The following is a 23,216-nucleotide window of genomic DNA, read 5'->3' as shown; positions in this document are numbered from 1 at the left end:
TTTCTGACCAATCATTCTGGGTTCTATATTTAATTCCAGCGATATTGAGAGCATTGGCGATATCTGAGATCGCCACAGACTCTTCTTTCATTATTCTGCTAATTTTGGGCAGAATTTTCCTGATATGCCCCATCACCTGGTCGCCTGGAACCCAGCCAACGCGAAGCTGCGCAGCAATTTCCTGTAGTTCGTGAGAGGTTCGTGGACGTTTGTACACGCTGCGTTCTCGGTGCGATGATCTCGGAAAATCTGCTGGGAGAGTCTCAAGAGTCTAAAATTCTGTTTGGACTCGAACCAGTATCAATGCCGTGAGAGGCGGGGACAGATGGAGGAGCAGACGCGGGAATGGATGCAGGGGCGGATGCAGGGGCGGATGCAGGGGCGGATGCAGGGGCGGATGCAGGGGCGGATGCAGGGGCGGATGCAGGGGCGGATGCAGGGGCGGATGCAGGGGCGGATGCAGGGGCGGATGCAGGGGCGGATATGTTCCGGTTTTGACTGCTTCTGGATAGAAATCCGATATCACAGAATGTGATTAGTCTATGGATATTTCAACAAATTTTCGAAACTGGATATCCGCTGGCAGGCCCGGCCTGGCACGTCAGTGCGTATGGTGTGCGAGTTTGCGAGTTTGGACAGGCATGGCGGGCGGGGTTTGATTTTCTGCGTGGAGGTTCGGGCTTCGAAAGCGCATCGGGCATGCGGCGCCAGTGGCGCCACCGGTGCAGGTTCGGCGCGCAGCGCCGTCCGTTTCCCGCCGCGGCTTCCTCTTTCGCGTGTACGTCACCGCGAAATGCGGTGTTGCTCCTGATGGCAATCGCGCCTCGTGAAGACCGGGCCGCGAGGACAGCTATCCACGCAAGCCTGGCTGCCCCGTGCCGGAGCAACGTGGCGCCTCCTTCATGCTGGGGGCGCGGCCGCAAGGGGAGCTATGCCAGAGGGGTTCGGCCTACGGGCTCGTGGTGGCAACGCAGGGGCGCCGCGGCTACCGCGGCGCTTTGAAGGGAGAGCGGGCGGAGCCCGCTCTCCGCTTGACTTCGCGGTTGGCCATAGCCAGTACCGCGTTGCGTGAGACGAAGGCGTTCCGCGGTAGGGCTGCAATCAGGCGGCCGGTGTTCTCGGTGACGCCGCCAGCGAAGACGACGTGAAATGAGCCGGCGAAGAAGGTGAACATTGGCCGGATCTTTCGGGAGCGGGAAGGGCGGCGCGCGGCCGCCCTGGTCGGTCAGTAGGGCAGGTCCGCTTCGGTGATGGCGGTGTCGTCGCGGCCCCAAAGGATCTCGGTCTCGGTGACGCCGTCATTCCATGCGTGGGTTTCGATGGCGATGATTTCGTAGCCGGCGGTGCGCATGCGGGTGTTGTCGAAGACGCAGTCGGCGCAGCGGACAACGGTCATGGTTGGAACTCCCTGTGCTCGGCTCAGCGGAACTGCTGATGAGCAGCGGGAATGCCGGGCTTCGTGACGGCTCAACCCCCGTGGAGGGAGGACCGGAGCCACGCGCAGCCACGCGCAGCGCCGCACGATGGTGCGGAATCGGTAGAGTGGTCAGGGGCGCGAGCATGGCGAGCATGGCGAGGACCGGACCGGAGTGGCCGCGCTCTTCGCGGCGCCGCAGGCGGGGTTGAACCGGCGCGACCTTGCCCGGCATTACACTGGCAAGACAGCAGCAAGCGTTTTGGTGGTGGGAGTTGGTGCTGTCGCAGGTGATGTGGATGCGCTCTTGTGCGGCAGGGGTCGTTACCGGTGGCCGAGACGCGCCGGTGGCGAGATGATGCGGGGCCGTGGTGGTGACAGGCGCCCGATCAGGCCTTTCACTCTTTGCGGAGGTGCAACGCCGGGTTTGGACTCTCCTGACGCGGCGGGCCGGATGAGGTGGAGAGCTGTGTTGGCGCGGCCTGAGCCGAGGGGTGTCAGCCGGTGGAGTCGTGTCGTCGGGGATGGAGCAGGACGAGACCGGCCTGGAAGCCGAAGGGCTTGCCGATCCGGTTCAACGTTGCCAGGGTCGGGTTGGCCTTGCCGGCTTCGATCTCCCAGACCTGGCGCTCGGTCAGCCTGAAGGCGCGGGCGAAGTCGGCCTGGGTCATGCCGAGGGCTTCGCGCATCCGGCGGACGGCATCGGCGACCGGCAGGCCGCCGGCTTCGATGTCCTCATGGAGCGCGCGGCGGCGTTCGCGGATTTCCTCCGGAGAGGGTGGCCTAAAGCGCGGCATGGGGGGCTCCATGCGCGAGACCGGCGACGGCGTCAGCCATCTCGGGGCAGCGCCCCATCGCCCGCTGGATCACCTGCGGGTCGAGGCCAAGCGCGCGGGCGCGATCGGGCAAGGCGCGGAGGATGTCGGCCTTCGCGGCGAGGGTGCGCCTGAGCTGGCTCGCGTCCATGACGCCTGCGGTGGCGACTTCGCAGACGGTGTTCCAGTCGGGCGTCAGGTCGCGGCTCGGGCCTCCTGGCGCCTTCATGCAGGCCCAGGTGGTGGAGCGCCGCACGCCGGTGGCATCGAGGCGCATCGGGCAGAAATCGTAGAGCGGCGTCAGCCGGATGGTGCCATCGGTGTCCTTCTGCAGGGCGGTGTTGCGGCCGTGGTTGTCGGGGTTGCCGAGGGCGAGGTTGAGCAGATCGCGCAACACGTACTCGGTCACCTCGGTGGCCGGGTCGGTGCAGACCTCCCGGATGACGGCGAGGTAGTCCTCGTGCGCCGCCTCGTGGCCGAAGGCGGCGATCCCGGCGGCGGCGACGAGGCTCTCCTGGCCGAGGCGGATGACCCGGCCGTCCTCGACGCGGCGGTCAAAACGGGGGATGAGCAGGACGTTGCCCCGGTGGGTGAGGGGCCTGGCACAGCGCAGGCCGAAGGCGCGGGCGAGTTCCAGGTAGGGGGGCTCGGCGGCGAGGATCAGGCGCGTGGCCTCGTGCCTGTCACCGGGCCACTTGACGATGGCGTGGTCGCGGGCCTGGTCGTCCGGCACCAGGGGATCGGGATACCAGAGGCCGTCCCGCGCCTGCGTCAGCAGCACCTTCGGCCAGGCGCCCTGGACCCCCGAGGAGCCGGCGGCGATGGCGGCGAACTCCTTCGCCAGTTCGAGGAAACGTTCGTCGAGGGCGAATACGTCCTCCAGCGTCAGGCCGGGCTGGCGCATGCCGGCGATACGGGCCTGTTCGGCGTCCCAGGCCTGCTTGACGCGAATGTTGCCGATCGGGCCGCCGCCGGCGCGCAGCAGCAAGGGCAGCTCACAGGCGTTGGAGTCCGGGCTGATGCGCAGGGCGTCGGCGAGCACCTTGCGGGCGTGACCTTGCGGCAGCAGGTCCATCAGGAAGGGGGGCCAGTGGCCGAGTTTCCGCCATTCGATGCTGAGCGGCAGGCGCACGCTCAAGGCGGCGTTGCCGCGCACCCTGCCGGTCATGCCGGGGTCGTGAGTGAAGCAGTAGCCGGTGTCGTAGTCGAGCGTGGTGGCGCCCCGGTGCCCGGCCGCATCGGCGGCGAACTCGACCGTGGCGGCGTCCTGCCAGTGGTTGTCGAGGTGGATCTGCAATGTCACCCTGGCGGGCATTTTCTCCATTCCGATGGATGCCAACGAGACTATGGCGGGTTGTTAGCATCCACTGCAATGGATGTTTTCTGAGATGGCACTGCGACCAACCGCGCCGCGGTTCAGGCGAGGGGGGATGCTCCTATGTGCGGGCAGCCAGGCGGGGGGCGTAGAGCCACTTGCGCAGCTTGCGCGCGCCGATCCCGGCGTTGGTAGCGAGGCGCGGATTGATGAGGATGTTGGTTTCTTCTGGAGCGATCGCCGACGACACAAGCAGGAGCGCGGTGTTGCTGGCGCGGAGCCAGGTGGAGCCGAAGGTCATGCTGGCCTGTCCCGCCGGCTCGGCATCCCAACTGACCGGCAGGCTGGTGAGGCTTTCGCGTTGCGCGGCAGCCCAGACGTCGTCGGGGATCGTCACGGCGACAAGGTAGCGGTTGAGCGGCAGGCCGTCGGCGTTCAGGTGAACAATCGTTTCCAGCCAGGCGAGCGCCCGGCTTTCGGAGGCGTACACGACGGGCAGGCCCGCCTCATTCCAGCGGCCGCCGGTGGTCTTGGCACCGGCACCGGTGAGGTCGTCGGCCTCATAGCCGGGCGCGTCGGTGGCGATGCGCCAGACGGTCCGGGTCACGCGTAGGCGCCGGCCTGGATCTGAGCAAGGGCGGTGGCGACGACGGCCTGGCCTTCCATGGTGTCCATCAGGTCGACCGGGCGGATGCCGCCGAGGCTGGGCAGGGGCTCGGTGAGCCAGCGCGACAACCAGGCGGCGGCGTCGAAGCCCTCGGGGTTGCCGGAGTCCTCCATCATGGCCTGGAACTGGCCACGCAGGCGGGCGATGCCGAGGACCCGTTCGCCTTCATCACGCGAGAGCGGCAGATCCTGCTTTACCTTTTTGTTGAAGGTGGCGGCCGACATGTTCAGGGCCTTCAAGACGGCGCCCTGGCCGATGGCGCGTTCGGCGAGAATGCGCTTCGCCTCGGTGGCCCAGAGGCCATGGCGGATCATGGAGATGCGCTCCTGGGGGGGGCGGAACACGTCGAGGTAGGAGAGCTCGGCGGGTGCGGTGCCCGAGGAAGGGGGGATGGTCCCGACCGAGGAGGCAGCGCGTGGCATGGCCATGCTCCTTTGAGCTTGATACCCAAGGGACCGGGAGACATCGCATTGCCAGGCATGCGATGGTCAGGCGATCAACCAGTCCTCGCTGCGCAGGCCCTCGACGCGGCGGAATTCGTCGAGATTGCCGGTGACGACGATCAGGCCACGGCTGCGGGCATGGCCGGCGATGAGCACGTCATAGGCGCCGATCATCTGCCCCTGCCGCTCGAGGGTAGCGCGGATCTCGGCGGCGTGGGCAGCAGCGGTGTCATCGAAAGGGAGCACCTCCAGGCGGGTGGCGAAGTCGAGGACCGCCTGGCGGTTTTCGATCGGCCGTATCGACTTCTCGGCGCCGTAGAATAACTCGGTCAGCACCACGGTAGAGATCGACAGCGCCGCCGCCTCGGCGTTGAAGCGCGGGCGCAACTGCGGCGGCCGGTCGCGCAGCACACGGATGCAGAGATTGGTGTCAAGCATGTAGCGTAGCACGTCAGAATATCTCCCGTGCCTGGGCGGGGGGCTGGATGCGCTCGCCAAGGTCGATGCCAGGAGCGTCGAAGAAGTCATCCCAAAGCGCGCCGGCGGGGACGATGATCCGGCGTGTGCCATCGCGCAGCACTGCGACCTCGCGCACGCCGGGCGGGAAGGCGACGTCCTTGGGCAGGCGAACCGCCTGAGTGCGGTTGTTCTGGAAGAGGATGGTGCGTGCCATGGGGCTGGTCCTTGGGATATACAATCAGTATATACACCCTTGATCATGTGGTGACCATGCCTGAGACGGGCTCCCGTGAAAGCCCGTTGCTGCGCCTCCAGCACACACATGGATCCGCCCGCTTTCGACGTTGATGCGGAACTTCCCGCCCTGCCGCAGTCGCAGGTCGGCACGCATGTTGACCGGATGACCTGGGCGGGCGATGGGCAATGGCGCGGGCACCGCCGCCGAGGCCGGCGAACGGGTGCGCGTGATTGATGACGGCGTCCCCGGTGCCGAGGCGCAGGGCGCGATGGTCCTGAAACGCCAACGGCAGAGCCGAGGCCCTGCCGTTGGATGGATGTCTCGGCGGTAGAGGAGGGGCGGGCCCCAGACTGAAACGGGAACCGGATGATCTGTCAGGTGGTGCCTTTGATGAGATGGACATTGATGGTCGATGAAGCCGCGGTCACCGTGATTTCGTAATGGCTGCACTGGGTGACGTGATTGATGGTCCTGGTGCGGTAGGCGACGACGTTCACGCCGCCTGCGTGGCGGATACTATCGTAGATGATGCCGTTGCCGCCCGATGCCCGGATCGCTTCGCCGAACGGCTGCGAGGCGGCGTAGGTGTCCGGTGTGTAAATATCTGGCCGGGCGGCTTGTTGTCCCCGTATGTCCAGATAGGACCCGTCGATGTTGGCTGTGTACTCGCGGTACACCCGTTTGAGGCTGGCAACGCTGGTTGCCGCAGCTTCCCGGCGCAGATGATGCCCCACCTCGATGACCGCCGTTGGCAGAGACGCCGCCGCGTACCAGGCGCCCAGGTCCGCTCCGTTGAACCGCATCCCGCTGGGAGCCACGTGGAGGAAGGCCGCCATGATGATGCTGGAGTTCGGGCGGCTGTAGACCCAGTCGCTCTCAGGCAACCGCCGGACGCGTTCAGCCACGAGGCGGTCGTTCGTCCACCCCACGAGGTCCAGCACGGCCGCCAGGTCGGCCGCCGTCGCGACGGTGTCGAAGAGGCCGATCGGCGGGAACCTGGACGGCACCAGCCGGTAAGACGGGACCGGGGCTGCCGAAAAACCGTCGGTTGTCACCTGAAGACGATGTCTGCGTCGGTGTAGGGGCGGAAGTCCCGGTCGGTTTCGTTCGGCTCCATGTAGATCCCACCCCTTGCCGCATCCAGGAATCGCCGGACGGCCATCAGGCCGTCCTGGGTGCCGCACGTGACCAAATCCAGGGGTGGCTTTCCGCCGAACACGGCCGCTCCATGGGGGCGCCGCAACCACTCCACTCCCTCTCGCTCGGTCTCGTGCAGGATCATCAATCCTTGGTGGATGCCGAGAACGGCGGAAATCCGAATGAGGACGTCCAGGTCAAGCGTCAGCTCACCGTGCTCGCGCGCCGTCCTGGCCCAGTTGTGGAAGGTTGAACGCGCTGGCAGCCCCAGGACGAGGCGTCGCTGCTCCTCGGACAGCCCCCATAAGTCAGCAATGGCCAGGAAGGTCCTCATTCCAGGCGCGCTCATCCGGCGCCGGATGGTCGGCTCAAAGCGGCTGACGTCCAGGATCCGCCTGCCATCCGGGACAGGCGGAGCAACTTGCGCAGCGTGCGGCACTTCATCCTCCGTTTTGTCCAAAATGGGATATAGTCCAAAATTGGACATCCATCAAGGCTCTCACGGCTGACGGCCAACCGACTGGCAAAGCCGAAGGCCGGCGAGGCACAAGCGCCAGATGCCTCCCAGGCAGTCGGCAGGCCCGGACGAGCCTCTGCCACCGGCCTGTGCCGCAGCGAGCCAGTGTTTTGGTGGCTGGGACGTGCATGATGAGCGAGACATTCGAGCGCCGCGATGGTAGCCATGTTGGCCTCCGGGGGAACGGCGCTATCCCCAGCCGATGTGGGTGGCACCGGCGGCCCGGCCGCGCTGGACGAGAGCAGCGAGGGCGGCGAGGCGACGTTTGATGTGTCCCTCCGGCGCGCCGAGATGGATGATGGTCAGGCGGTCGGATTTCGCGTCGATGATCGGCGGGCGCTCGGGAGAGCGGTGACACAGGCCACGGCGCAGGGCCTGCGTAATGAGGCCGGAGAACAGGGGGATCGGCATCTCTCCCGTGCCGCCGTCCCAGCTGAGACCCAACGCCGCGAGCAGATCGGCGGCGTTGGCGTTGCCGAAATTGACCTGGAAGTCCTCGGGCTCGGTCGTTGCCGTGACCGGCCAGATCAGCCTGCCGTTGCGCGGGTCGGTGCGCAGGACAGAAAAGGTGACAGACATCGCGGCGCCCCCTGGCGGAAGACGTGCGGGAGCCTTTCGGCTCCCGCGTCGGAACTCAGGTGAAGGCGTCGAGCTCGGCGGCGGCGACCTGGCGGGAAACCGGCGCGGCGATTCCTTCGTAGGGCTTCCACTGCTCGCCGGTGAGGTGCTCGTAAGCGGCCTGGGCGCCATCGGCGGCACCGAGCAGGGCACGTGCCTGCAAGGCGGCCTCAGCGGCGAACTGCCGGGCGCGGGCGGCACGGCTCTCAAACCCGGCAGGACCGTCACGGTCGTCCCGGTCGTCGTTGCCGGTGGTCAGCTCGCGGGCCCTGGTGACGCGCTCGGAGTAGAATTCTCCCGCGCGGACAGCGGAGACCACGTGGGCGCCCACCAACCGCTGCAGGTGGATCTTCAGCGCCACTTCGTTAAGGACCAGCACCTCGGCGAGGCGGGTGATGGAGTCCCGGGTGGCCTCGCGGATTCCGGTGTAATCCACTGGATCGAGGGCGTAGGCAGCCGAGATCTTCTCGGCCTGGGCTTCGGTCGGGGCCAGCATCCGGGCCTTCTCGAAGGTCGGCGCCTCCTGGCGGAAGGTAGTGCGGGGGGCGGTGGATTTGTTCTGGGACTTCGCGGCCATCTCACTGCTCCATTCATTTTCATGCCCAAGGGTGGCCGGCCTGCTGCCGGCGGTTTTCCCCTCGGGTGCGGTCCCTTGGGCAGGGAGGGGCGGCAGATGGAGCCCCCGAGGCATGTGAGCGCACGGGGCTTGGCTGCGGCGGGCGGCGATGATCGCATCAGCGATCGTTGCCGCAGGACGCGGCTATGCCCTGTGCGGCGAGCGTGCCGAGCCGTCGGCGCGCGCTTTGCGCGCGGGGGTTCTGGCTGCCGCTACGCCCTGCCAGACCGCACGCATCCGAGGGGACGGGCCGGTGGCAGCGGCAAGGCGATCCTGTTTTTCTTCATGAATGAATGGAGTTTTGCTATTCGGCCGCGGGTTCGAGAACAGGCATAGCCATCGCCGTGTAGCCGTCGACAGGTGGCAAGTCCGGCATGGCGATGGTCGCGGTGTCCCAGAACCAAGGCGTGAACTGACTGTCGGCGGTTTGAGCGGCAAGATCTGCGCGGAACGCCTCGCTGGCACCCGACGGCAGCAGGTAGAGGCCAACCGGCCTGGGATGGGTGTCCACCACGACGGCGGTGGCGGTTGGCGCGGTGGCGGACAGGCCGTAGCGGAGCACCTTGAAAAAGGCACGGCTGCCGGCGGTGAGCGCTGTGACCAGGCGTTCGTCCGGCTCGCCTTCGATCGGGATCCAGTTGGCGTTCGTCGCCATCGCGGTGATGTCCTCAATGATGGCATAGCCGGCGCCATTCACCGAGAAGGTAGCGGCGACGACCAGGTGGTTGCCTGGCTTCTTGTTCCAGAGAGCGATTTCCTGCTCGAAGCGCTTCTGGAAGCTGGTGTGCAGGTCGGGCGACAGCCCGAAGTGAAAATCCGGACTGTGCTTGACGATGATCTTGAAGGCGCTGCGGGCGGCGGTGATCTCCTTGACGTCGCCAATCAGGATCATCAGGGGCTTGCTGCCAGTGCCGTGGCTGACAAGTCCTTTGGCCAGATGGATGCGGCGCCGGTCGGCGATAGCCTCCTTTTGCTCGGCGATGAAGGGCTCGGCTACGTAGAGGGTGCTGGCAAGGGGAGCGGTGGACGTGGCCTTGGAACCGGCGGCTGCCAGGAGATGGGATTGCACAACGTGCCAGGATCGGCGCCCGGCCCATTTCGGCGCCCAGTGGGTCAGGCGGGCTTCGTCCCAGAGGTAGTGCAGCAGGCCGCGGAGGGTGAGTTTCTTGCGCTGGAATTTGACGGTGTCGCCGGAAACGGCGCCGTGTTCCGGAAGAGACACGGGACGGTTGGACCGGCGGGAAAGCGGAAAGCCGAGACGCAGGAGCGTGGTGCCTTCCTCGGGGTTCTCGACGATCGCCTGACCGATCAGCGGAGCGAGGCCACCGAGTTCCGGCGGCGGCTCCCAGGAGGGGCAGCTGGGGGCGTGGTGAGGGCCGGTCTCCGGCATACGTTTGACGATGATGCCGCTGGCGGTACGCGCCAGATACATCTCGAGCGGCGGATCGACACAGGGGCAGAGGAGGCGCGCGCCGCGGCTGTGCAGTTGTTCGAGGCGGACACGATCGGTCGGGTTATCCGGGTCAATCGTGGTACTTTCGTATCGATAGGTTGGCATGGCCCTTTCCTGGGGGATCGGCCGCTTTCGGCCTGGAAAGATGCAATGGCTTCGCTGTTGGCCTGGGTTTCGTGGGCAGGGGCGGGGCCGCTTTGCTCGACGGAATGCCTTCTGTCTTCCGATCTGTTTAGATTTTTTCTGGAAAGATCGCAGGCGCTGTCATTCTGCAAGGAAAAACTGCGCGTGCAGGTTGATCGTGGATTGGGACGCCTGGGAAGACACCGCACATTCAGGAATCATCAGCGTGCCCGCCCCACCCTGATTTCAAGATTCTGCTGAAAATCCTGGTCCTTCTGCCCGTTAGCGGGTGCTTCCCGTCAGAATCAACGTGCCTGCATTCATTTCTCGAATTCAGGCACATTTCACCAAATGGAAGTTCGTGACGCATTGGTTCAATCCGGGGCCGACACACATCTCCATGGCTGTTCAGTTCTCTGATCTTGGTTGTGGTGAGTCCGGTGGGCCACAGGTGCCTGGCAAGGTGAACTGACTGATGAGAAAGGGGATTCCCGAACGGCGGACGATCTGACTCATAGGGCGGCAGCCGCATTGGAGGTTGCCGTGTCTGCATTCACGCCGTTGCTGGACCTGCTGGCCGAGATCCCCGATCCGCGCCGGGCGGAAGGAAAGCGCTACAAACTCCCCCACGTGCTGCTGTTCTCGATCCTGGCGTTGGTGACGGGCGGCAACTCCTACCGCGGTATCGTCACCTTCATTGATGTTCACCGCCACCGGCTCAACGCTGCGTTCGGACTGCGCTGGCGGCGGGCGCCCTCGCACACGGCGGTCCGGGCCATCCTTCAGGGGCTGGATCCAGCCGGGGTGGAGGCGGCTTTCCGCCGCCATGCGGCCCTGTTGCAGGCGGCCCGCGCCATCCCCGGACAGGGCAGTATCGCGCTCGACGGTAAGACCCTGCGCGGCAGCTTCGACGCCTTCCACGACCGCGCCGCCGCCCAGATGCTGAGTGCCTTCGCCACCGACACTGCCCTGGTGCTGGCGCATGTCGATGTCGCCGAGAAGTCCAACGAGATCCCCGCAGCCCAGGCGTTGCTCGCTGAACTCGGCCTCGCCAACAGTGCTCTTGTCACCCTTGATGCGCTGCACTGCCAAAAAAACATTTTGAGGTCGCCGCTGCTGCCGACATCACACTGATCGTCCAGGTCAAGGACAACCAGCCGACCCTGCACCAACAGATCCAGGATATCTGCGCGACCACGGTGCCGCTCACCTCCGCCGACAGTCACGACACTGGCCGCAACCGTGACGAACGCCGCCGCGTCACCGTCTTCGATCCTGCCGGTCGACTCGCCGACACCGACTGGCAGGACCATGTCGCCGCCATCATCCAGGTCGAGCGCACCGTCTTCACCCGCAACAGCAAAACCGGCCTGCTGCACCACTCTGCCGAGATCGCCTTCTACATCTCGAACGCACCACTCACCGCCACGCGCGCCGCCGAAACCATCCGCGCCCACTGGAAGGTCGAGACCACCTCCCACTACAGCCGTGACGTCACCATGGGAGAGGACACCTCACGTATCCGCACCAACCCCGGCATCATCGCCCGCCTGCGCAGCTTTGCCTTCAACATCCTCATGGCCAACCGCGTCGGCACCTTGCCGCAGGATCGCTACCGCGCCGCGCTCGCCGGACTGGATAACCTTCTCAACCTTCTCGCTGTCCCACAGAACTGAACAGCCTTGCACACATCTCAGATCGTTGCCAGTATACGAACACGTGTATGCAAATGTCTCTTGAGAATTCCCGTTTGCGTGAGCTGCAGTCAGGGTTCACACAGCCGTCCGCAGATCTTGCCTATCCTTGCGGGTTTTTCACATGATCAAACAGAAAAGTCCAGTTCTTATCAACGAATTACTTGATTTCCTCAGCATGGAAGCTACACTGCCACTTCTCATTGAGGAGAGAACAATGCGGGTCGAGATCATCCCCGGGACACGGAACGTCGTGCGTTTCCCCGTGGAACTACGGGCCAGGCCCAGCCTGGAACTGCTGCATGATCTGGCGCCAGACAGCCGGCGGATCGATATCATCTCTGAAGCGTTCGGTCTTGACGAACCACCATCCGGTCTGCGCGATCAGGCGGACCGGCGCACTGCCGAGCTCATCCAGGCGCGGGTGCCGTCTGGACCAGATGAGGCACGGCGGGCAGCATTGGATGCTCTGCTGCGTCCCGTGCTGGAAACGGCGGTAGCCGCATGCCGGAATGCGTTTAAGGCTGATCAGGAAGCTCAACAGATGCAAATGCAGGCGGCGCAGGCGTTGGTGGCAGGCAGCTTCTCCGCGTCCGGCCTGCAGGCGCGTGCCGATGCACTGACTGAGACCGTAGCCGAACTGACCCTGCTGGCACACCAGCACGCTGAAGAAGCCTTTGGCGTAGCGCGGGCGGTCGATTATGCACGCCGCGGTGGGCCCTGGGTACCGTTCGATGTGCATGCAGAGGCAGAAGCGCTGTTCTTCGGCTCCGCCAAGACGGCCTGACCTTTGGGGGATGATCGCTGCTGGCCGGGGGTTTGCCTCCGGCCTCGCTGCAGCCTGCTCATTCTGGTATCCAGCTGTTCAGGCCGGTTATCCCTGCGATAGTGGCTGGATCTCCTGCGCGCAGGCAATCCTCGATTCATCGTCCTGTCTGCCAGTGGTCGTTCTCGCAGAGTTCGGCGACCTGCCCCATGGTACCTGCACCCCGAGATACAGGTTCCAAAAGCACAGAGCTTGAGTTGGTGCAGCAATAGGGCGCACCGGGGTCGCGCCTGACCGTGAGGACCGATGCGCTGCTGGGAAGCATGAGCATGCCCGAGGACAAGATCCCGGCCGGGGCGCACACGCCAGACGCTGGATGCTGCGGACGCGAAGCGCCGTGTTCAACCCAAAGCCGACTCATGCATGCTCCGCGAACTGCCGCGCGAGGCCGCCTCGCACTTCACGGCGATGACGTATCGGTGCCGCTCTCGGTCGTCGTCGCACAGCGAATAGTTCCGCAGCTCGGAACAGGGGGGCCGCACGATCAGGCTGCCGCCTGCCTCGAAGGCGGGCAGATCGCCACCGTCCGTCTCAGGTCGAACTCGCAGACGGTCTCGGTCAGCATCCGTCGCGAGTGCACCACGAGCATCAGGCTGTTTTCCAGGGTCATGACCATGCTCCTCAGCCGATGGAGATCGGGGAGCCAATCTCGACGACGCCCCCTTCCAGGACCTCGGCATAGACGCCCATGTCGGCGTGGCCGAAATGCTGCATGAGGGAGCGAGGGATTGTCATGTTCCGCTCGGCAGTGACGGGATCGACATCGGTTGCGGCGCACCGCCGCGTCCGCCTGAATATCCTGAGCCTGGCCGGGCCAACCTGGATCTCCCGTCCCAACATCTCCAGTTCCTGGAAGGCGTCCAGCCCGTCGAAGTAGAGGTTGGCACGGAACCTCAGAGGGTCGATCTCCGCGTTTGTCCGGGCTCCGAGATCCCTGACGCTGTTCAGGTTGACCAGCGAGATGGCGTTCATCATCGCCTTCGAATGCACGGAGATGTCGGTGAAGCGATTCTCACCGCCGACGGCCACGACCGGCTCCTGCCCACCGTTCAGGTCAAACATGGTCGAGAAGAACCTGCTCACGTTGTTCCGGCCTACCTCGGTCTCCAGTTCCTCCTGGAGCACCAGCTGGCCCTGCACGCGGATTTCGAGCCTCCTCGTGTCGCGGTCGACGAAAGTGGATAGGGCGGCCAGCCGCTCCTCTTTCACAAGCACGATGAAACGCGTCTTCGGGAGTGGCTTGTAGTCCACCGGATCATAGCCGCTGTCGTGGCGCGCAAGACCGTAGACACGGTCGAGCGGAAAGCCCTCGCCCGAGACCAATCGGACGCTGGACAGAGCCTGTGCGCTCAATCCTTTCACTGGATAATGAAATAAACCGCTGATCTTCGTCGACATCGCTGATCCTTCTGGCATCGGTGGCGGACGACCCAGAGCCGCCCAACACTGGCCCAATTAGCCGTAGTCGCCCCCTTCTCGCAGACTGCGAGCAGATTCTCCCTACTGACGACTGTCAATCAAAAGGCGGCGGCAGACCCTGAGGCGTCTACGCCGTTCCGCGTCTCTACGACGGCGGGACCACGCCGGGGGAGATCACGCAGGCCGCCGCTCTCTCGCTACGGCAGGCGCCGATGCATTTGTGTTGGCGGCGACTGCGACGCATGGCGAGACGCGCCATGATGGTGTCCCGGTCCATGTGGTCCTCCTTGCCAGAAAGCGGGTAAGCCGCAGGGGCCCTGTGAGGCCGCCGAATGGATCAGGCCGCGGCGCGGTGCCTGGGCATCGTTGGTGGTGTCATGCGCTCGTCCTCATTGGCACCACCATTCGGCTTGGACGGCTTATTCGATGTATCAAGCACGGCATCGTCGGGTTCATCGGTGCCTTCGGCTTGGTCGTTCCACGCCTCGTCAGGGTCGACGTCCTCATCCGTGAGGCCCTCCCTGGACGCAATCGAGAGGCTCTCCTGCAGCTTTGTCCGCTCGGCCTCGGTGAGCGCAAACCGTGCCGCCGGCAGGAGATAGGTCCCCCGCCCGACATGCCCGATCAGCGCCGCGCGGGTAGCTTTGCCGGTGTCGCGCGGCAGGACGTTCTCGGCCCTGGCGACCTGCTCGATGGCCGCTTTGCTCAGGCAGGACAGGAATTCCTCGGTTGCCATATTCGGCAGGAACCGGTCGGCGCCGAGGATATCGCCGGCAATCCGTGCCACCATGCCGCTGCTCGTCATCCCCTCCCGGCACGACAGCACGGAGCGAAGCATCTCGCGGGCCGCCGCGCGCAGCAGGCTGACATCGTTGGTCAGCATGCCGCCCTCGATCAGGCGTCCAGCCACCGCCAGACGGTCGAACCGGCTGTGCGCGCGGGGCGAGTGGACCGACACATTCTGCCCCGCCAGCGCCAGCACCAGTAGGCCGATCAGCACAGAATCGTCGGCGGGGCTTTCCTGCAGGGCCTCGTGCAGCGCATCGGTGCGGAAGTCGCCGATCATCGTGACGCCCTTCTGGGTCACATCGGGACGCGAGGGGAGCGGGTTACCGGTGGCGGCCGTGGTGCCATCGCCTTTCGTGGCGACGGCTTTGGCTGTTTTCGGTGGGGGTAGACGGAAGGTGACGGTTTCCACCTCACCGGTGCGCCGGTCGAGATAATGGCCGATGCGATCCTCGGGACCTGGTGTGCTCCAGATACGTTGGGCCCTGGGCGGCAGGTCCGGCCGGCCCCACTGATCCACTGTGAGCAGTACGCCGTTTTGCGGCAAGTTGGCAGTGAGCCATTCCTCCTGCGCGGCAAAGAACGCGTCCACCTGGGTGGTGTAGAGGTTGTCCTCGTCGCCGGGGCCGAACAAATCGTCTTCCCAAACAATCCCATGACGGCGGGTGCTGTCATCGTCGAAACGGGCGTGTTGTTTCAGCAGACGGGTTTTCTGCAAAGGGCGGGCGATGTCCCACCAGGTAGCCGTCTCGCCGCGCTTCGGCTTATGCCTTTTCCAAATTTCGGCCTGTTCCTCCAGTGCCGCCGCGGCGATGATGCGGATCTCCTCCTCGCGGGGCATGTCGCCTTTGGCGATGTGATCCAGGATCGTAGGGTGGATATTCGCCAACAGGCGCAGGCGACGGATGAAGCGGACGGGATAGGCGAAGGCAGCAGCGATGGCTTCCTCGGTCCAGTCGTCGCCGATCAGGGCCTCGATTGCCCGCCACTGGTCTACTGGCCCCATCTGCGCCCGCACGATGTTTTCAGCGAAGCTGCGTACCGCGTCGGCGCCGTCATCGGCATCGCGCACCAGCACTGGGATTTCCGTCATCTCGGCCTTGATGGCGCAGCGGACGCGGCGCTCGCCGGCAACGATGATCAGCTTGTTGTCGATGGGACGGACCACCGGAGGCTGGAGCAGACCGATTTTACGCAGGCTGGCGACCAGCTGGGCGTCCTGTTCCGGTGTTGCCTTGGTACGGCGGGGATTGTTCGGGTTGAACTTCAGTCTGCGGGGATTGACGGTCCTGAGTTCCATTGCGGTCACTCCTGGTTGCTTGACCCCACCCGACGCGCAGCGCGGTCGGCCTGGCACCATTGCCGGTGAGCGGCCCGAGCCGGCGCTATGGGACGCGGCCCGGAGGGCTGCGGCCCAGCCGGCCGGGGTGCGTGACCGGCGATGGAGCGCAGCGGTGCCGGGACGGATGCGATGCCACCCGTTCCCATTCCTCCATGCTCGCCTGGCCTCTTGTGTGCGCACCCGCCGGAGCAGTTTCAGTTCCGGCCAGTGCCGGAGGGAGGTGCCGCGAGGACGCATCTCCCGGCGTCTTGCCCCGTTGGGAGAGATGAACAGGAGGCAGCGCATGGCCGAGACGAAGGACGGGATCAGGGTTAACCGGGCGCCGGTCCTGACGCTTTGGGCGGCCGTGGTTGCCGAGCGGCTGGGCTATGACCGGGATGCCGCGATCACGCTCGGCCGAGCTGTCGCCGGCTCGAGCGCGCGGGTGAAGGCGAAGGCGCTCGGCATCGCCGAGGATCACCGGGAGGTGGGCGACCTGCGCGACGAGGCCCGCAAGCTGCAGAAGGAGAGGACGCACGCGCCGAAAGCCGTGCATCTGCTCGGCCGCGATGTGCCGGTGGTGGAGGAGAAAGGCTCCGTCCGAGCCCTCGATCACGACAAGCCAGCCGCACCGAAGGCGGCGGCTGGCTACGTCGAGCGGGCGTTCGGGGAGGACCTGCCGGCCGTGCGGCATGCCATGGAGGAATTGGCGCGGTCCATGGAGCCGGAAGAACTGAACAGGGTCGGTTTCCGCCTGTACGAGCACTTCCGGCCGGAAGTGCCGACCGGGGCCACGGGCTGGGGCGCGAAGGGTGTGCTGGACCTCCAGCGGATCAGGACCGCAGGGACCTGATCTGCGGCATCAGGGGCAGCAACCAGCCCGGCAGGTCCGGCACGGTGCGGGTGATCCGCTGCTCGGCCATCTCCAGAACCACCCGATGCACCGCGCCGGAGTTGTCAGCCAGGATCCCCCGGTCCACGATGGCCAGGGCCTCCGGAAGATTGGCGAGGCTGGCCGAATAGCGGCGCCGGATATCTGCTGGCGCGATGAAAGGCCGCTCCTGGCGGCACGCTCCACACACGCGCTGGATGTTCAGCGCCACGGTCTCCAGGGCAACGTAGCGGAGTTCGATGTCATAGCCGGCCGCCTTGGCGGCCCGGAAGCGACGCAGAACGGAGGGCCCCGCAAGGGTCGTCTCCAGTGAAATCGACCTGTGCGCCGCCAGACTGTGCCCGAAGAGCGTGAGCGCGGCCTTTCCGGCGGTGCGGCCGGCCGCGCGTGGGTTGGCTGGGTTCAGGCCACGGGCGATCTGGTCAGGGTCGATCACCACCTCGACCGGATCCGGCTGGGCATCTTGGTCACGCAGGCTGCTCTTTCCTGAGCCGTTCGGCCCGGCATGGACGAGCAGGCGCGTCATGCCGGATACGGGAAGTCCTCGTCCCGGAACTCGGCAACGGGTGCCAGGCGCTCGATATGGCCGTCCGGATACTCGCGGACGACCCACCCATCGGCCATATACGTCATAACCTCGCCGCTCGCGACGCGATGGGCACGGGCCGCTCGGGCTGCCTCCTCGACCGCCTCGAAGCTGGCCCAGGCGGGAGAAGGCGCAGCGGGGACACTCTGGTCAGGCATGGCCTTGCTCCGTGGGGCAACAGGGCAATAGATAGTGTGCCGGGCAGCATGTGGCGAGTTGTAGGAGGCCCCCTCTCAGGCTGCCCCCCAGCCGTTAGCGTCTGGTCGTTCCTGTCCCGGTTATCATTGGCGGCCAGATCTGCCTCGAGCGCCTTGAGCTCGGTGGCCTTGGCCTCGGCCAGGGGCGTGCGCAGTTCCTCCAGGGAGGAGTACTTTTCCAGCCAGCCGCACACAAGCAAGAAAGTGTTGTTGCCGCTTGATCCTCGGGGGTCGTCCACATAAGGCTGATTTGGCTGCCGATCGAGACAATGGTCCCGGATCGCGGCAGCTCAGCGCTCGCATGGCGCTGACCCGGAAGGTGACCGTGACGATGCCGCCGCCCGCCTCCAGGCGCCGATGGGGAAGCCCGCGATGCCTGGCCGGAATGCCGGCAGTCCGCTGTTCCCGAGACATCGTCCCCGGCGGCTGGTGCCCATCCCGGCCAGGAAAGCCTTCACATTCAGCGGAGAGGCTTGTCGCCTGCCGGCATCGGACCGTAGCAGGGACGGGCAGGACATGGAGAAAGCAATGAGCGGTTCGCAGAACGCCGCCACGAATGTCGTGCGGTTCCCGATCGAACACCGGATGCATCCGACGCTCGATCTGCTTCGCGAACTGGCACCGGATGTGCGGCAGGTGCTTCAGCGTGCCGAGACGTTCGGGCTGCCTGTGCCCGACGCCATGCTGCGGCACGTGGTGGACCGGGAGACGGCCGGGCACATCCTCAACCACGTGCGCGCGGAGCCTGGTCCCGAGCGCCGACTCGCCCTGAAGGCGCTGCTGGCATCCGCGGTGGCGCCGGCGGTCGCCGCCTGCCGGGTCGCCGACGAGGCCGGTGAGGCAGCCCAGGCAGCACGGCAGCGGTTCGTGGCCATGACGGCGGCCGGCCATCATGACGCACCGGCGCAGGAGGTGGACGCTGACCGGCTTGCTCTCGACGCGGCAACGCGGCTGCTGGAGGCGCATCTCCGCTGCGAGGAGGCCGAGGGCGTCGCGCGCGCGGTCGGCTTCGCGCTGCGCAACGAGTCGTGGGTGCCATTCGATCTGGCCACAGAAACGGAGCGGCTCTGCCGCGACGGCATGATGCACGCCGACTGACCTTGTCTCGCGCAAGGCGGCTCCGCCGCGGCGGAACGCTCAGGCCAGATCGAGTGTGACGACCTCGCCGAAGCCGGTGCTCCGGCCGCGCGTCGGCGTCAGCCAGATCGTCGGGATGCCTGGATCGACCGGCTCGTCCGCGGCGGCAAGGTCGGTCGCGTAGACGATCGCCGCCGCCTGCGGGAGGTTCGCAGCGATCCAGTCGAACGCCGGCTGGAACTTCGTGCCCCCACGCCCCTCGACCTCGATGCTGTCGAAGCCCTCGCCGGGCCGCAGATCCTCGACGCGGCGGACGGCGGTGTCGCACTGGATCAGGACGATGCGGTCCGGGCTGGTCTCCTCCAGGATGCCGAGCACCTCGGCCGTATAGGCGGCGAGCTCGCGCGGGCTGATCGAGCCGGAGGTGTCCAGCACGAAGGCGATTACTCCGGCGCCGCTGCGGCGCCAACCCGGCAAATAGAGGCCATGCGGCAGAAACCGACGGTTGGGCCGTCCCCAGTCAAGCGCCTCGCGTCGTGTGCCGTCGAACACCTGGCGAAAGCGGTCACGCCAGTCGATGCGCGGCGCGCTGGCAGCGATCATCTCCACAAGCGTGCCGGGCAGTTTGCCGGCGCGCCGGGCCATGGCAGCGGCCTGCCGGATCCGTACGTCGAGATCGCGACCCGCCTGCCGCCGGCGGCTTTCCGGCAGCGGTGAGCCATCCACCTGGGTCAGGTCACGAACCTGTCCCCAGCGCGGTTCCCCGGCGGTACCGGAGGAGGCCGGCGCGTCCAAAGACGTTGCTCCCGGGCCAGATGGCCCAACGTCGGGCGCGGCCGGTGCCGGGCGGGTCGGCTGCTCCTGCAGCAGCCGTTCATAGATCGCTTCCGCCGGCAGGCCGGTGAAACGGCCCGCGTGGTCGATCAGCAGATCGTCCGGCAGAACAAACCCATCCTTGAGCAAGGTGGCATTGATCGCGAAATCCGCGGCGACGTTCCACAGCCCGGGGAGACGCGCCCCACGACGCAGATGGTGTTTCAGCACGATATGCAGCACCTCGTGCGCGATGACGGCCGCGGTGCGTTCGGTCCCGATCTCCGCGCACCAGTCCGGGTTGTAGAAGATCGCCCGCCCGTCGGTTGCCATAGTGTCGAGCCCGGGCTCGGCGATCCAGTCCAGGCCGAGCGCCAGGGCACCGAAGAACGGGGCGCGGGTCATCAGCCGCGCCCGTGCCCGGGGGATGATGGGGGGCAACATTCGCCTGCCCCTCGTCACGCGAAGGCGCCCTGCATGCGGCGCAGGATGTCGTCGGCCTTGTCGGCGACGCTGTTGCGCAACGCCGGCGAGGCGCGCAGATCGTCGGGATGATACGCGGTCAGGTGGTCCTCGATCTCGCGGCAGAAGCCGGCGATGCGCGGGTCATCCATCAAGTTCAGCATTGGCGCCAGCTGCACGATGGCCCGCACATTCTCGACCAGGCTGTCGCGGAACGGATGGCGGGTCCGGCCGTCCTCGCGGCTGAACAGGCGCAGGCGGGTGGCCATGCGCGCCACCGGCTCGCGCAGCCGCTCCAGCAGGCTGGCGACCGCGTCGTTCACCGTGCCACGCAGCGCCTCCTCGGCATTGCGGCGCACCGCGTCGATCTCGTCGGCGGCCAGCTGCACGCGGAAATCTTCGGCGCTCGGGATCGGCAGGAAGGTCAGCTTCACTCCAAAGCGCTGCCGCAGCTGTCCTTGGCTGGGGAAATCGCTGTCACTGTAGGCGTCGCCGAGGCGTCGGCGTGCCTGCTCGCGGATGTCGGGATAGGCAGCGATGAAGGCGCTGACCGCGTCGTCGAAGCCACGGATCGGCTCCGCCATGGCGTCGGTGAAGGCCAGGTAGGCAGTCCCCTTGAGGATGCGGGTGCCGTCGTCCATCCAGGGCAGGGTGCGCTCGGCCACGGCGGCACGGACGATGCGCTCGGCCGTCTGCACCGGCGCGATGGCGTCCCCGAGCAGGCTCTTGTTGGCGCGGATGGCGTTCTGCTCGGCACCCTTGCTGTCACAGAGTTCGCGGGTGATGGAGCGGTCGCGCTTCTCGCCGCTCCAGACGCGGACGCGGGTGGCAACCAGCAGGGCACGGGCCGACAGGTCGATGGCCGGCAGCAGCGCATCACGGGGAGAGATGTGCATCGGAAATCTCCTGGGATGGGAAAGCGTGTGCGGGCGCGCGTGCGGCGCCCGGCGGCACGCCGTCCGGGGCGGGGTGCTGTGGAAGCGGCGACGTTCAGCTGGCGCTGAGCAGTTCGCCGTGCGCGGCGGCCCAACGCGTGTAGGCCGTGGTCAGGCGTAGCGTCTCATCGCGGGCGGTCGCGTCGAGCACGCCGGCCACGGCGAATTCCTGCTCGGGCAGCCGGTCGAGGTAGGTGATGATGGCAGCGAAGTTGCCGGGCCGGGCGTTGTAGGCCAGCGCGCCTATCAGCGCGTAGAGGGTCATCGCATCCGACGGGATCGGTGCCGTGGTGGGATCGGCGATGATCGCCTGCACATCCGGCAGGCTCTGGCAGACCTGCCGGAAGCCGGCGAAGTCGGCACCGGCAGCCTCGCCAACCGTGCCGTCGAGGCACTCGCGGCGCAGCGCCTCGGGCAGGTCGAGGCCGAGCACCTGGCTGCCCATCTCCCACGAGCGTGGCGTCGGGTAGGCATTCGAGGTAGCGCAGAACCGGTGATGGTACTCGGCGGCGCGGAAGCGGTTGTAGGCGATCAGCATCGGGTCGAGCCCCTTGCGGCTCGCCCACTGCGCCCAGGCATTGGCATCCGCCTCGACGGTCAGGTGCAGCAGGCGATTGCGTAGGTGCGAGGGCATGGCGCTGGTGCCGGCGCGGTTGTGCTGGAAGTTGCCGGCACAGACCACCATCCAGCCGCGCGGGAGAAAATGCTCGCCGATACGGTGCTCGCGCACCAGCGTGGCACCGATGTTCATGTTGGCCACGCCGGCCTGTGGCAGTTCGTCGAGGAACAGGATGCCCTGGCCGCTGTCGGGCAACCAGTCCGGCCGGCAACGAATGGCGCGGCCGTTCTCCACCCACGGCATGCCGCCGAGTTCAGCCGGATCACGGGTCGCCAGGTCGGCCTGGATCACCTGCCAGCCGAGCGTGGCGGCGACCGCCTCGACGATGGTGGTCTTGCCGAGGCCGGGATCACCCCAGGCCATCGGAATGAGGAAGCTGGTCACCGGGGCGCCGGCATCGGCGAGGCGTTGGTTGTGTCGCAGGATCTCCAGCAGCACAGTTTCGAATTCGGCGAGATTCATCTTGCGTCCCTTCCAGGATCGGGGCTGAACACCCCTCGCAAGCCGCCGGGCGCTCCCGGCGGGCCAGCGCGCGCGGAGCGCGGGACCGCAGCCACGCACAGCCGGGGCACAGCACCCGGCGAGCATGGCGAGGACCCACCGCTTGCCCGTCCGGGGGGCGGCGCGGTGGCATGCACCTCCGGTGCCGTCCTGGCTTTTGGCTATCGGGCGTTGCCGTTTCGTAGTGTGTCGTTCCAGTCTCCCCGCACCGGCCGCAGCCGGCTGCACCGCACGCCGGAAGCAGCCGCGATGTCCGCGATGCGCACGGCGTAGCGGTCTCCGGCCGTATCGGCGTCGGTCGCGGCGACGATCTCGGCGCCGGTCGTGGCTGTGGCGAGCGTGGCGATCAGGCGTTCGGTCGCCGGCCCGATGCCGCCGCCGGTGCTGGCGTAGAGACTACCCGGAGCGAAATCTTCGAGCGTGGCCAGGCTGAGCGCGTCGATCGCCGCCTCCGTGATGGCGACGCGCGCCGGCGCCACGGCGCCGATGGCAAACAGGGTCTTGCTGCCGCCGGTCGCGAAGCCGCGCCAGTGCGGACCGCGCATCTCCCAGCCGGCGATGCCGCCGGCACCATCGCGGTGCAGTGCCCACAGGCTGGCCGCCGGTCCTTCGCGCAGCAGATCGGCAGCGATGGCGCGGCCGAGAGTGGCGTCGGGCAGGCTACGAACCTCGGTGAGGTAGCGCCAGCACGGCGAGCCGGGACGCGGCGGACGCCGACACTGCCAGCGTTGCGCCAGTGGTAACAATGCGCCGGTTGGCCGGCCCGGCAGAGCTGCCGGCGCTGCCAGGGCAACACCGGCCAGCGATCGCAAGGCCAGGCAGGCGTCCCGGAAACTGCCGCCCCAGAGATATTGCGCCAGGGCAAACACGTCGCCCTTGGCCGGGGAGAGCGGATCGAACCAGCCCTGACCACCATGTGTCACGATGACGATCCGGCCAGCGCCGCAGCGGTATTTCACCGCGCGGCGCGTGCTCTCCCGGATGTCCATCCGCCATCCCGCGTGTTCAAGCACGGCGCGGCAATCCACCCGCGCGCGCAATGCCGCAATCTCCGCGTCGTCGGTCCGCATCGTCCTGCTCCTGTCCACCGGGGCGCCACGGAGCAGGGGCGAATGCCTGTCCTGACGCGGCGCCGGATGGCGCCCGCAGGCCGCGAAGCCGGACCGGGGCAAGGGCGCGCCGCACCGCCGGCGCGGGACCGCAGGGCCGCATCCTTGCCGCGGGCCAGGCGCAAGCGGCAGAGATCTCACCGCCAGTCGCAGATCATCGTTTT

27 protein-coding genes are annotated in these 23,216 nt (G+C 66.7%); 6 read left to right on the top strand and 21 right to left on the bottom strand.

Annotated features, from left to right (window positions below; translation table 11 throughout):
* Positions 1–325: 325 nt before the first annotated feature.
* A complete protein-coding gene (locus tag NBY65_RS30595) occupies positions 326–535 on the top strand; it encodes a hypothetical protein (protein ID WP_250265985.1) in 210 nt (69 codons plus the stop codon).
* 690 nt (positions 536–1,225) lie between these two features.
* On the opposite strand, the gene NBY65_RS30590 is transcribed toward NBY65_RS30595, so the two are convergent.
* The 12 genes from NBY65_RS30590 to NBY65_RS30535 form a co-directional block, all read right to left on the bottom strand.
* Entirely contained in the window at positions 1,226–1,396 is a 171-nt protein-coding gene (locus NBY65_RS30590) for a hypothetical protein (protein ID WP_162530950.1), read from the bottom strand.
* Positions 1,397–1,911: 515 nt separating this feature from the next.
* Entirely contained in the window at positions 1,912–2,211 is a 300-nt protein-coding gene (locus NBY65_RS30585) for a helix-turn-helix domain-containing protein (RefSeq protein ID WP_250265984.1), read from the bottom strand.
* Positions 2,198–3,544, bottom strand: a complete 1,347-nt coding sequence (locus tag NBY65_RS30580; protein ID WP_250265983.1) for a type II toxin-antitoxin system HipA family toxin — start codon at positions 3,542–3,544, stop codon at positions 2,198–2,200. The genes NBY65_RS30585 and NBY65_RS30580 overlap by 14 nt, the downstream gene beginning before the upstream one ends.
* Positions 3,545–3,665: 121 nt before the next feature.
* The gene (locus tag NBY65_RS30575) at positions 3,666–4,151 is read right to left on the bottom strand and encodes an RES family NAD+ phosphorylase (RefSeq protein ID WP_250265982.1); all 486 of its coding nucleotides are present in this window, start codon (positions 4,149–4,151) and stop codon (positions 3,666–3,668) included.
* On the bottom strand, positions 4,148–4,633 hold the full coding sequence (locus tag NBY65_RS30570) for an antitoxin Xre/MbcA/ParS toxin-binding domain-containing protein (RefSeq protein ID WP_250265981.1): 486 nt from the start codon (positions 4,631–4,633) through the stop codon (positions 4,148–4,150). The genes NBY65_RS30575 and NBY65_RS30570 overlap by 4 nt, the downstream gene beginning before the upstream one ends.
* Before the next feature lie 66 nt (positions 4,634–4,699).
* On the bottom strand, positions 4,700–5,104 hold the full coding sequence (gene vapC / locus NBY65_RS30565; RefSeq protein WP_150045829.1) for a type II toxin-antitoxin system tRNA(fMet)-specific endonuclease VapC: 405 nt from the start codon (positions 5,102–5,104) through the stop codon (positions 4,700–4,702).
* 1 nt (position 5,105) lies between these two features.
* Positions 5,106–5,327 (bottom strand): type II toxin-antitoxin system VapB family antitoxin, encoded by a 222-nt coding sequence (gene vapB / locus NBY65_RS30560; protein ID WP_150045828.1) that lies wholly within the window; start codon positions 5,325–5,327, stop codon positions 5,106–5,108.
* A gap of 398 nt (positions 5,328–5,725) precedes the next feature.
* The gene (locus NBY65_RS30555) at positions 5,726–6,406 is read right to left on the bottom strand and encodes an RES family NAD+ phosphorylase (RefSeq protein WP_150045864.1); all 681 of its coding nucleotides are present in this window, start codon (positions 6,404–6,406) and stop codon (positions 5,726–5,728) included.
* On the bottom strand, positions 6,403–6,975 hold the full coding sequence (locus tag NBY65_RS30550) for an MbcA/ParS/Xre antitoxin family protein (protein ID WP_150045863.1): 573 nt from the start codon (positions 6,973–6,975) through the stop codon (positions 6,403–6,405). The genes NBY65_RS30555 and NBY65_RS30550 overlap by 4 nt, the downstream gene beginning before the upstream one ends.
* A gap of 219 nt (positions 6,976–7,194) precedes the next feature.
* Complete coding sequence (locus tag NBY65_RS30545; protein WP_250265980.1) at positions 7,195–7,584, bottom strand: hypothetical protein; 390 nt, start codon at positions 7,582–7,584, stop codon at positions 7,195–7,197.
* Between the two features lie 55 nt (positions 7,585–7,639).
* Positions 7,640–8,200, bottom strand: a complete 561-nt coding sequence (locus tag NBY65_RS30540; protein WP_150045848.1) for a hypothetical protein — start codon at positions 8,198–8,200, stop codon at positions 7,640–7,642.
* Positions 8,201–8,543: 343 nt separating this feature from the next.
* Positions 8,544–9,797 (bottom strand): DUF1173 family protein, encoded by a 1,254-nt coding sequence (locus NBY65_RS30535; protein WP_250265978.1) that lies wholly within the window; start codon positions 9,795–9,797, stop codon positions 8,544–8,546.
* Between the two features lie 579 nt (positions 9,798–10,376).
* On the opposite strand from NBY65_RS30535, the gene NBY65_RS33965 reads away from it, so the two are divergent.
* The 3 genes from NBY65_RS33965 to NBY65_RS30525 all read left to right on the top strand — a co-directional run bounded on the left by NBY65_RS33965 (position 10,377) and on the right by NBY65_RS30525 (position 12,296).
* Entirely contained in the window at positions 10,377–10,949 is a 573-nt protein-coding gene (locus tag NBY65_RS33965) for an ISAs1 family transposase (RefSeq protein WP_162530942.1), read from the top strand.
* A complete protein-coding gene (locus NBY65_RS33960) occupies positions 10,901–11,491 on the top strand; it encodes an ISAs1 family transposase (RefSeq protein WP_150045851.1) in 591 nt (196 codons plus the stop codon). The genes NBY65_RS33965 and NBY65_RS33960 overlap by 49 nt, the downstream gene beginning before the upstream one ends.
* A 142-nt stretch (positions 11,492–11,633) precedes the next feature.
* Complete coding sequence (locus tag NBY65_RS30525) at positions 11,634–12,296, top strand: hypothetical protein (RefSeq protein ID WP_250265977.1); 663 nt, start codon at positions 11,634–11,636, stop codon at positions 12,294–12,296.
* Positions 12,297–12,819: 523 nt separating this feature from the next.
* Here the strand turns inward: NBY65_RS30525 and NBY65_RS33955 are convergent.
* The 3 genes from NBY65_RS33955 to NBY65_RS30515 all read right to left on the bottom strand — a co-directional run bounded on the left by NBY65_RS33955 (position 12,820) and on the right by NBY65_RS30515 (position 15,840).
* The gene (locus NBY65_RS33955; RefSeq protein ID WP_275266351.1) at positions 12,820–12,945 is read right to left on the bottom strand and encodes a hypothetical protein; all 126 of its coding nucleotides are present in this window, start codon (positions 12,943–12,945) and stop codon (positions 12,820–12,822) included.
* A gap of 11 nt (positions 12,946–12,956) precedes the next feature.
* Positions 12,957–13,733 carry an MOSC domain-containing protein gene (locus tag NBY65_RS30520; RefSeq protein WP_162530943.1) on the bottom strand — a complete coding sequence of 259 codons (777 nt, stop codon included), beginning with the start codon at positions 13,731–13,733 and terminating at the stop codon, positions 12,957–12,959.
* A 358-nt stretch (positions 13,734–14,091) separates the two neighbouring features.
* Entirely contained in the window at positions 14,092–15,840 is a 1,749-nt protein-coding gene (locus NBY65_RS30515) for a ParB/RepB/Spo0J family partition protein (protein ID WP_250265976.1), read from the bottom strand.
* Between the two features lie 325 nt (positions 15,841–16,165).
* Between NBY65_RS30515 and NBY65_RS30510 the strand changes: the two genes are divergently transcribed.
* A complete protein-coding gene (locus NBY65_RS30510; RefSeq protein WP_250265975.1) occupies positions 16,166–16,714 on the top strand; it encodes a hypothetical protein in 549 nt (182 codons plus the stop codon).
* Here NBY65_RS30510 and NBY65_RS30505 read toward each other — a convergent pair.
* Both NBY65_RS30505 and NBY65_RS30500 read right to left on the bottom strand, forming a co-directional pair.
* Positions 16,695–17,279 (bottom strand): zeta toxin family protein, encoded by a 585-nt coding sequence (locus NBY65_RS30505; RefSeq protein ID WP_150045861.1) that lies wholly within the window; start codon positions 17,277–17,279, stop codon positions 16,695–16,697. The two genes, NBY65_RS30510 and NBY65_RS30505, sit on opposite strands and share 20 nt — an antisense overlap.
* Entirely contained in the window at positions 17,276–17,497 is a 222-nt protein-coding gene (locus tag NBY65_RS30500) for a hypothetical protein (protein ID WP_150045862.1), read from the bottom strand. Before NBY65_RS30500 ends, NBY65_RS30505 begins: the two co-directional genes overlap by 4 nt.
* 567 nt (positions 17,498–18,064) lie before the next feature.
* Between NBY65_RS30500 and NBY65_RS30495 the strand changes: the two genes are divergently transcribed.
* Positions 18,065–18,634, top strand: coding sequence for a hypothetical protein (locus NBY65_RS30495; RefSeq protein ID WP_250265974.1), 570 nt, complete (start codon positions 18,065–18,067; stop codon positions 18,632–18,634).
* Positions 18,635–18,673: 39 nt separating this feature from the next.
* On the opposite strand, the gene NBY65_RS30490 is transcribed toward NBY65_RS30495, so the two are convergent.
* The 4 genes from NBY65_RS30490 to NBY65_RS30475 form a co-directional block, all read right to left on the bottom strand.
* Positions 18,674–19,870 carry a vWA domain-containing protein gene (locus tag NBY65_RS30490; RefSeq protein WP_250265973.1) on the bottom strand — a complete coding sequence of 399 codons (1,197 nt, stop codon included), beginning with the start codon at positions 19,868–19,870 and terminating at the stop codon, positions 18,674–18,676.
* 14 nt (positions 19,871–19,884) lie between these two features.
* Entirely contained in the window at positions 19,885–20,784 is a 900-nt protein-coding gene (locus NBY65_RS30485) for a hypothetical protein (RefSeq protein ID WP_150045672.1), read from the bottom strand.
* Positions 20,785–20,878: 94 nt separating this feature from the next.
* On the bottom strand, positions 20,879–21,904 hold the full coding sequence (locus NBY65_RS30480) for an AAA family ATPase (RefSeq protein WP_162530913.1): 1,026 nt from the start codon (positions 21,902–21,904) through the stop codon (positions 20,879–20,881).
* A 200-nt stretch (positions 21,905–22,104) separates the two neighbouring features.
* Positions 22,105–23,013: a DUF3991 and toprim domain-containing protein gene (locus NBY65_RS30475; protein ID WP_150045670.1), complete on the bottom strand. Its 909-nt coding sequence runs from the start codon at positions 23,011–23,013 to the stop codon at positions 22,105–22,107.
* Between the last annotated feature and the right edge of the window lie 203 nt (positions 23,014–23,216).

Origin of the sequence: Rhodovastum atsumiense (genome assembly GCF_937425535.1) — a bacterium.
In the GTDB taxonomy this organism is placed as follows: Bacteria; Pseudomonadota; Alphaproteobacteria; order Acetobacterales; family Acetobacteraceae; genus Rhodovastum; species Rhodovastum atsumiense.
This window is presented reverse-complemented; position numbering and strand designations above follow the sequence as displayed.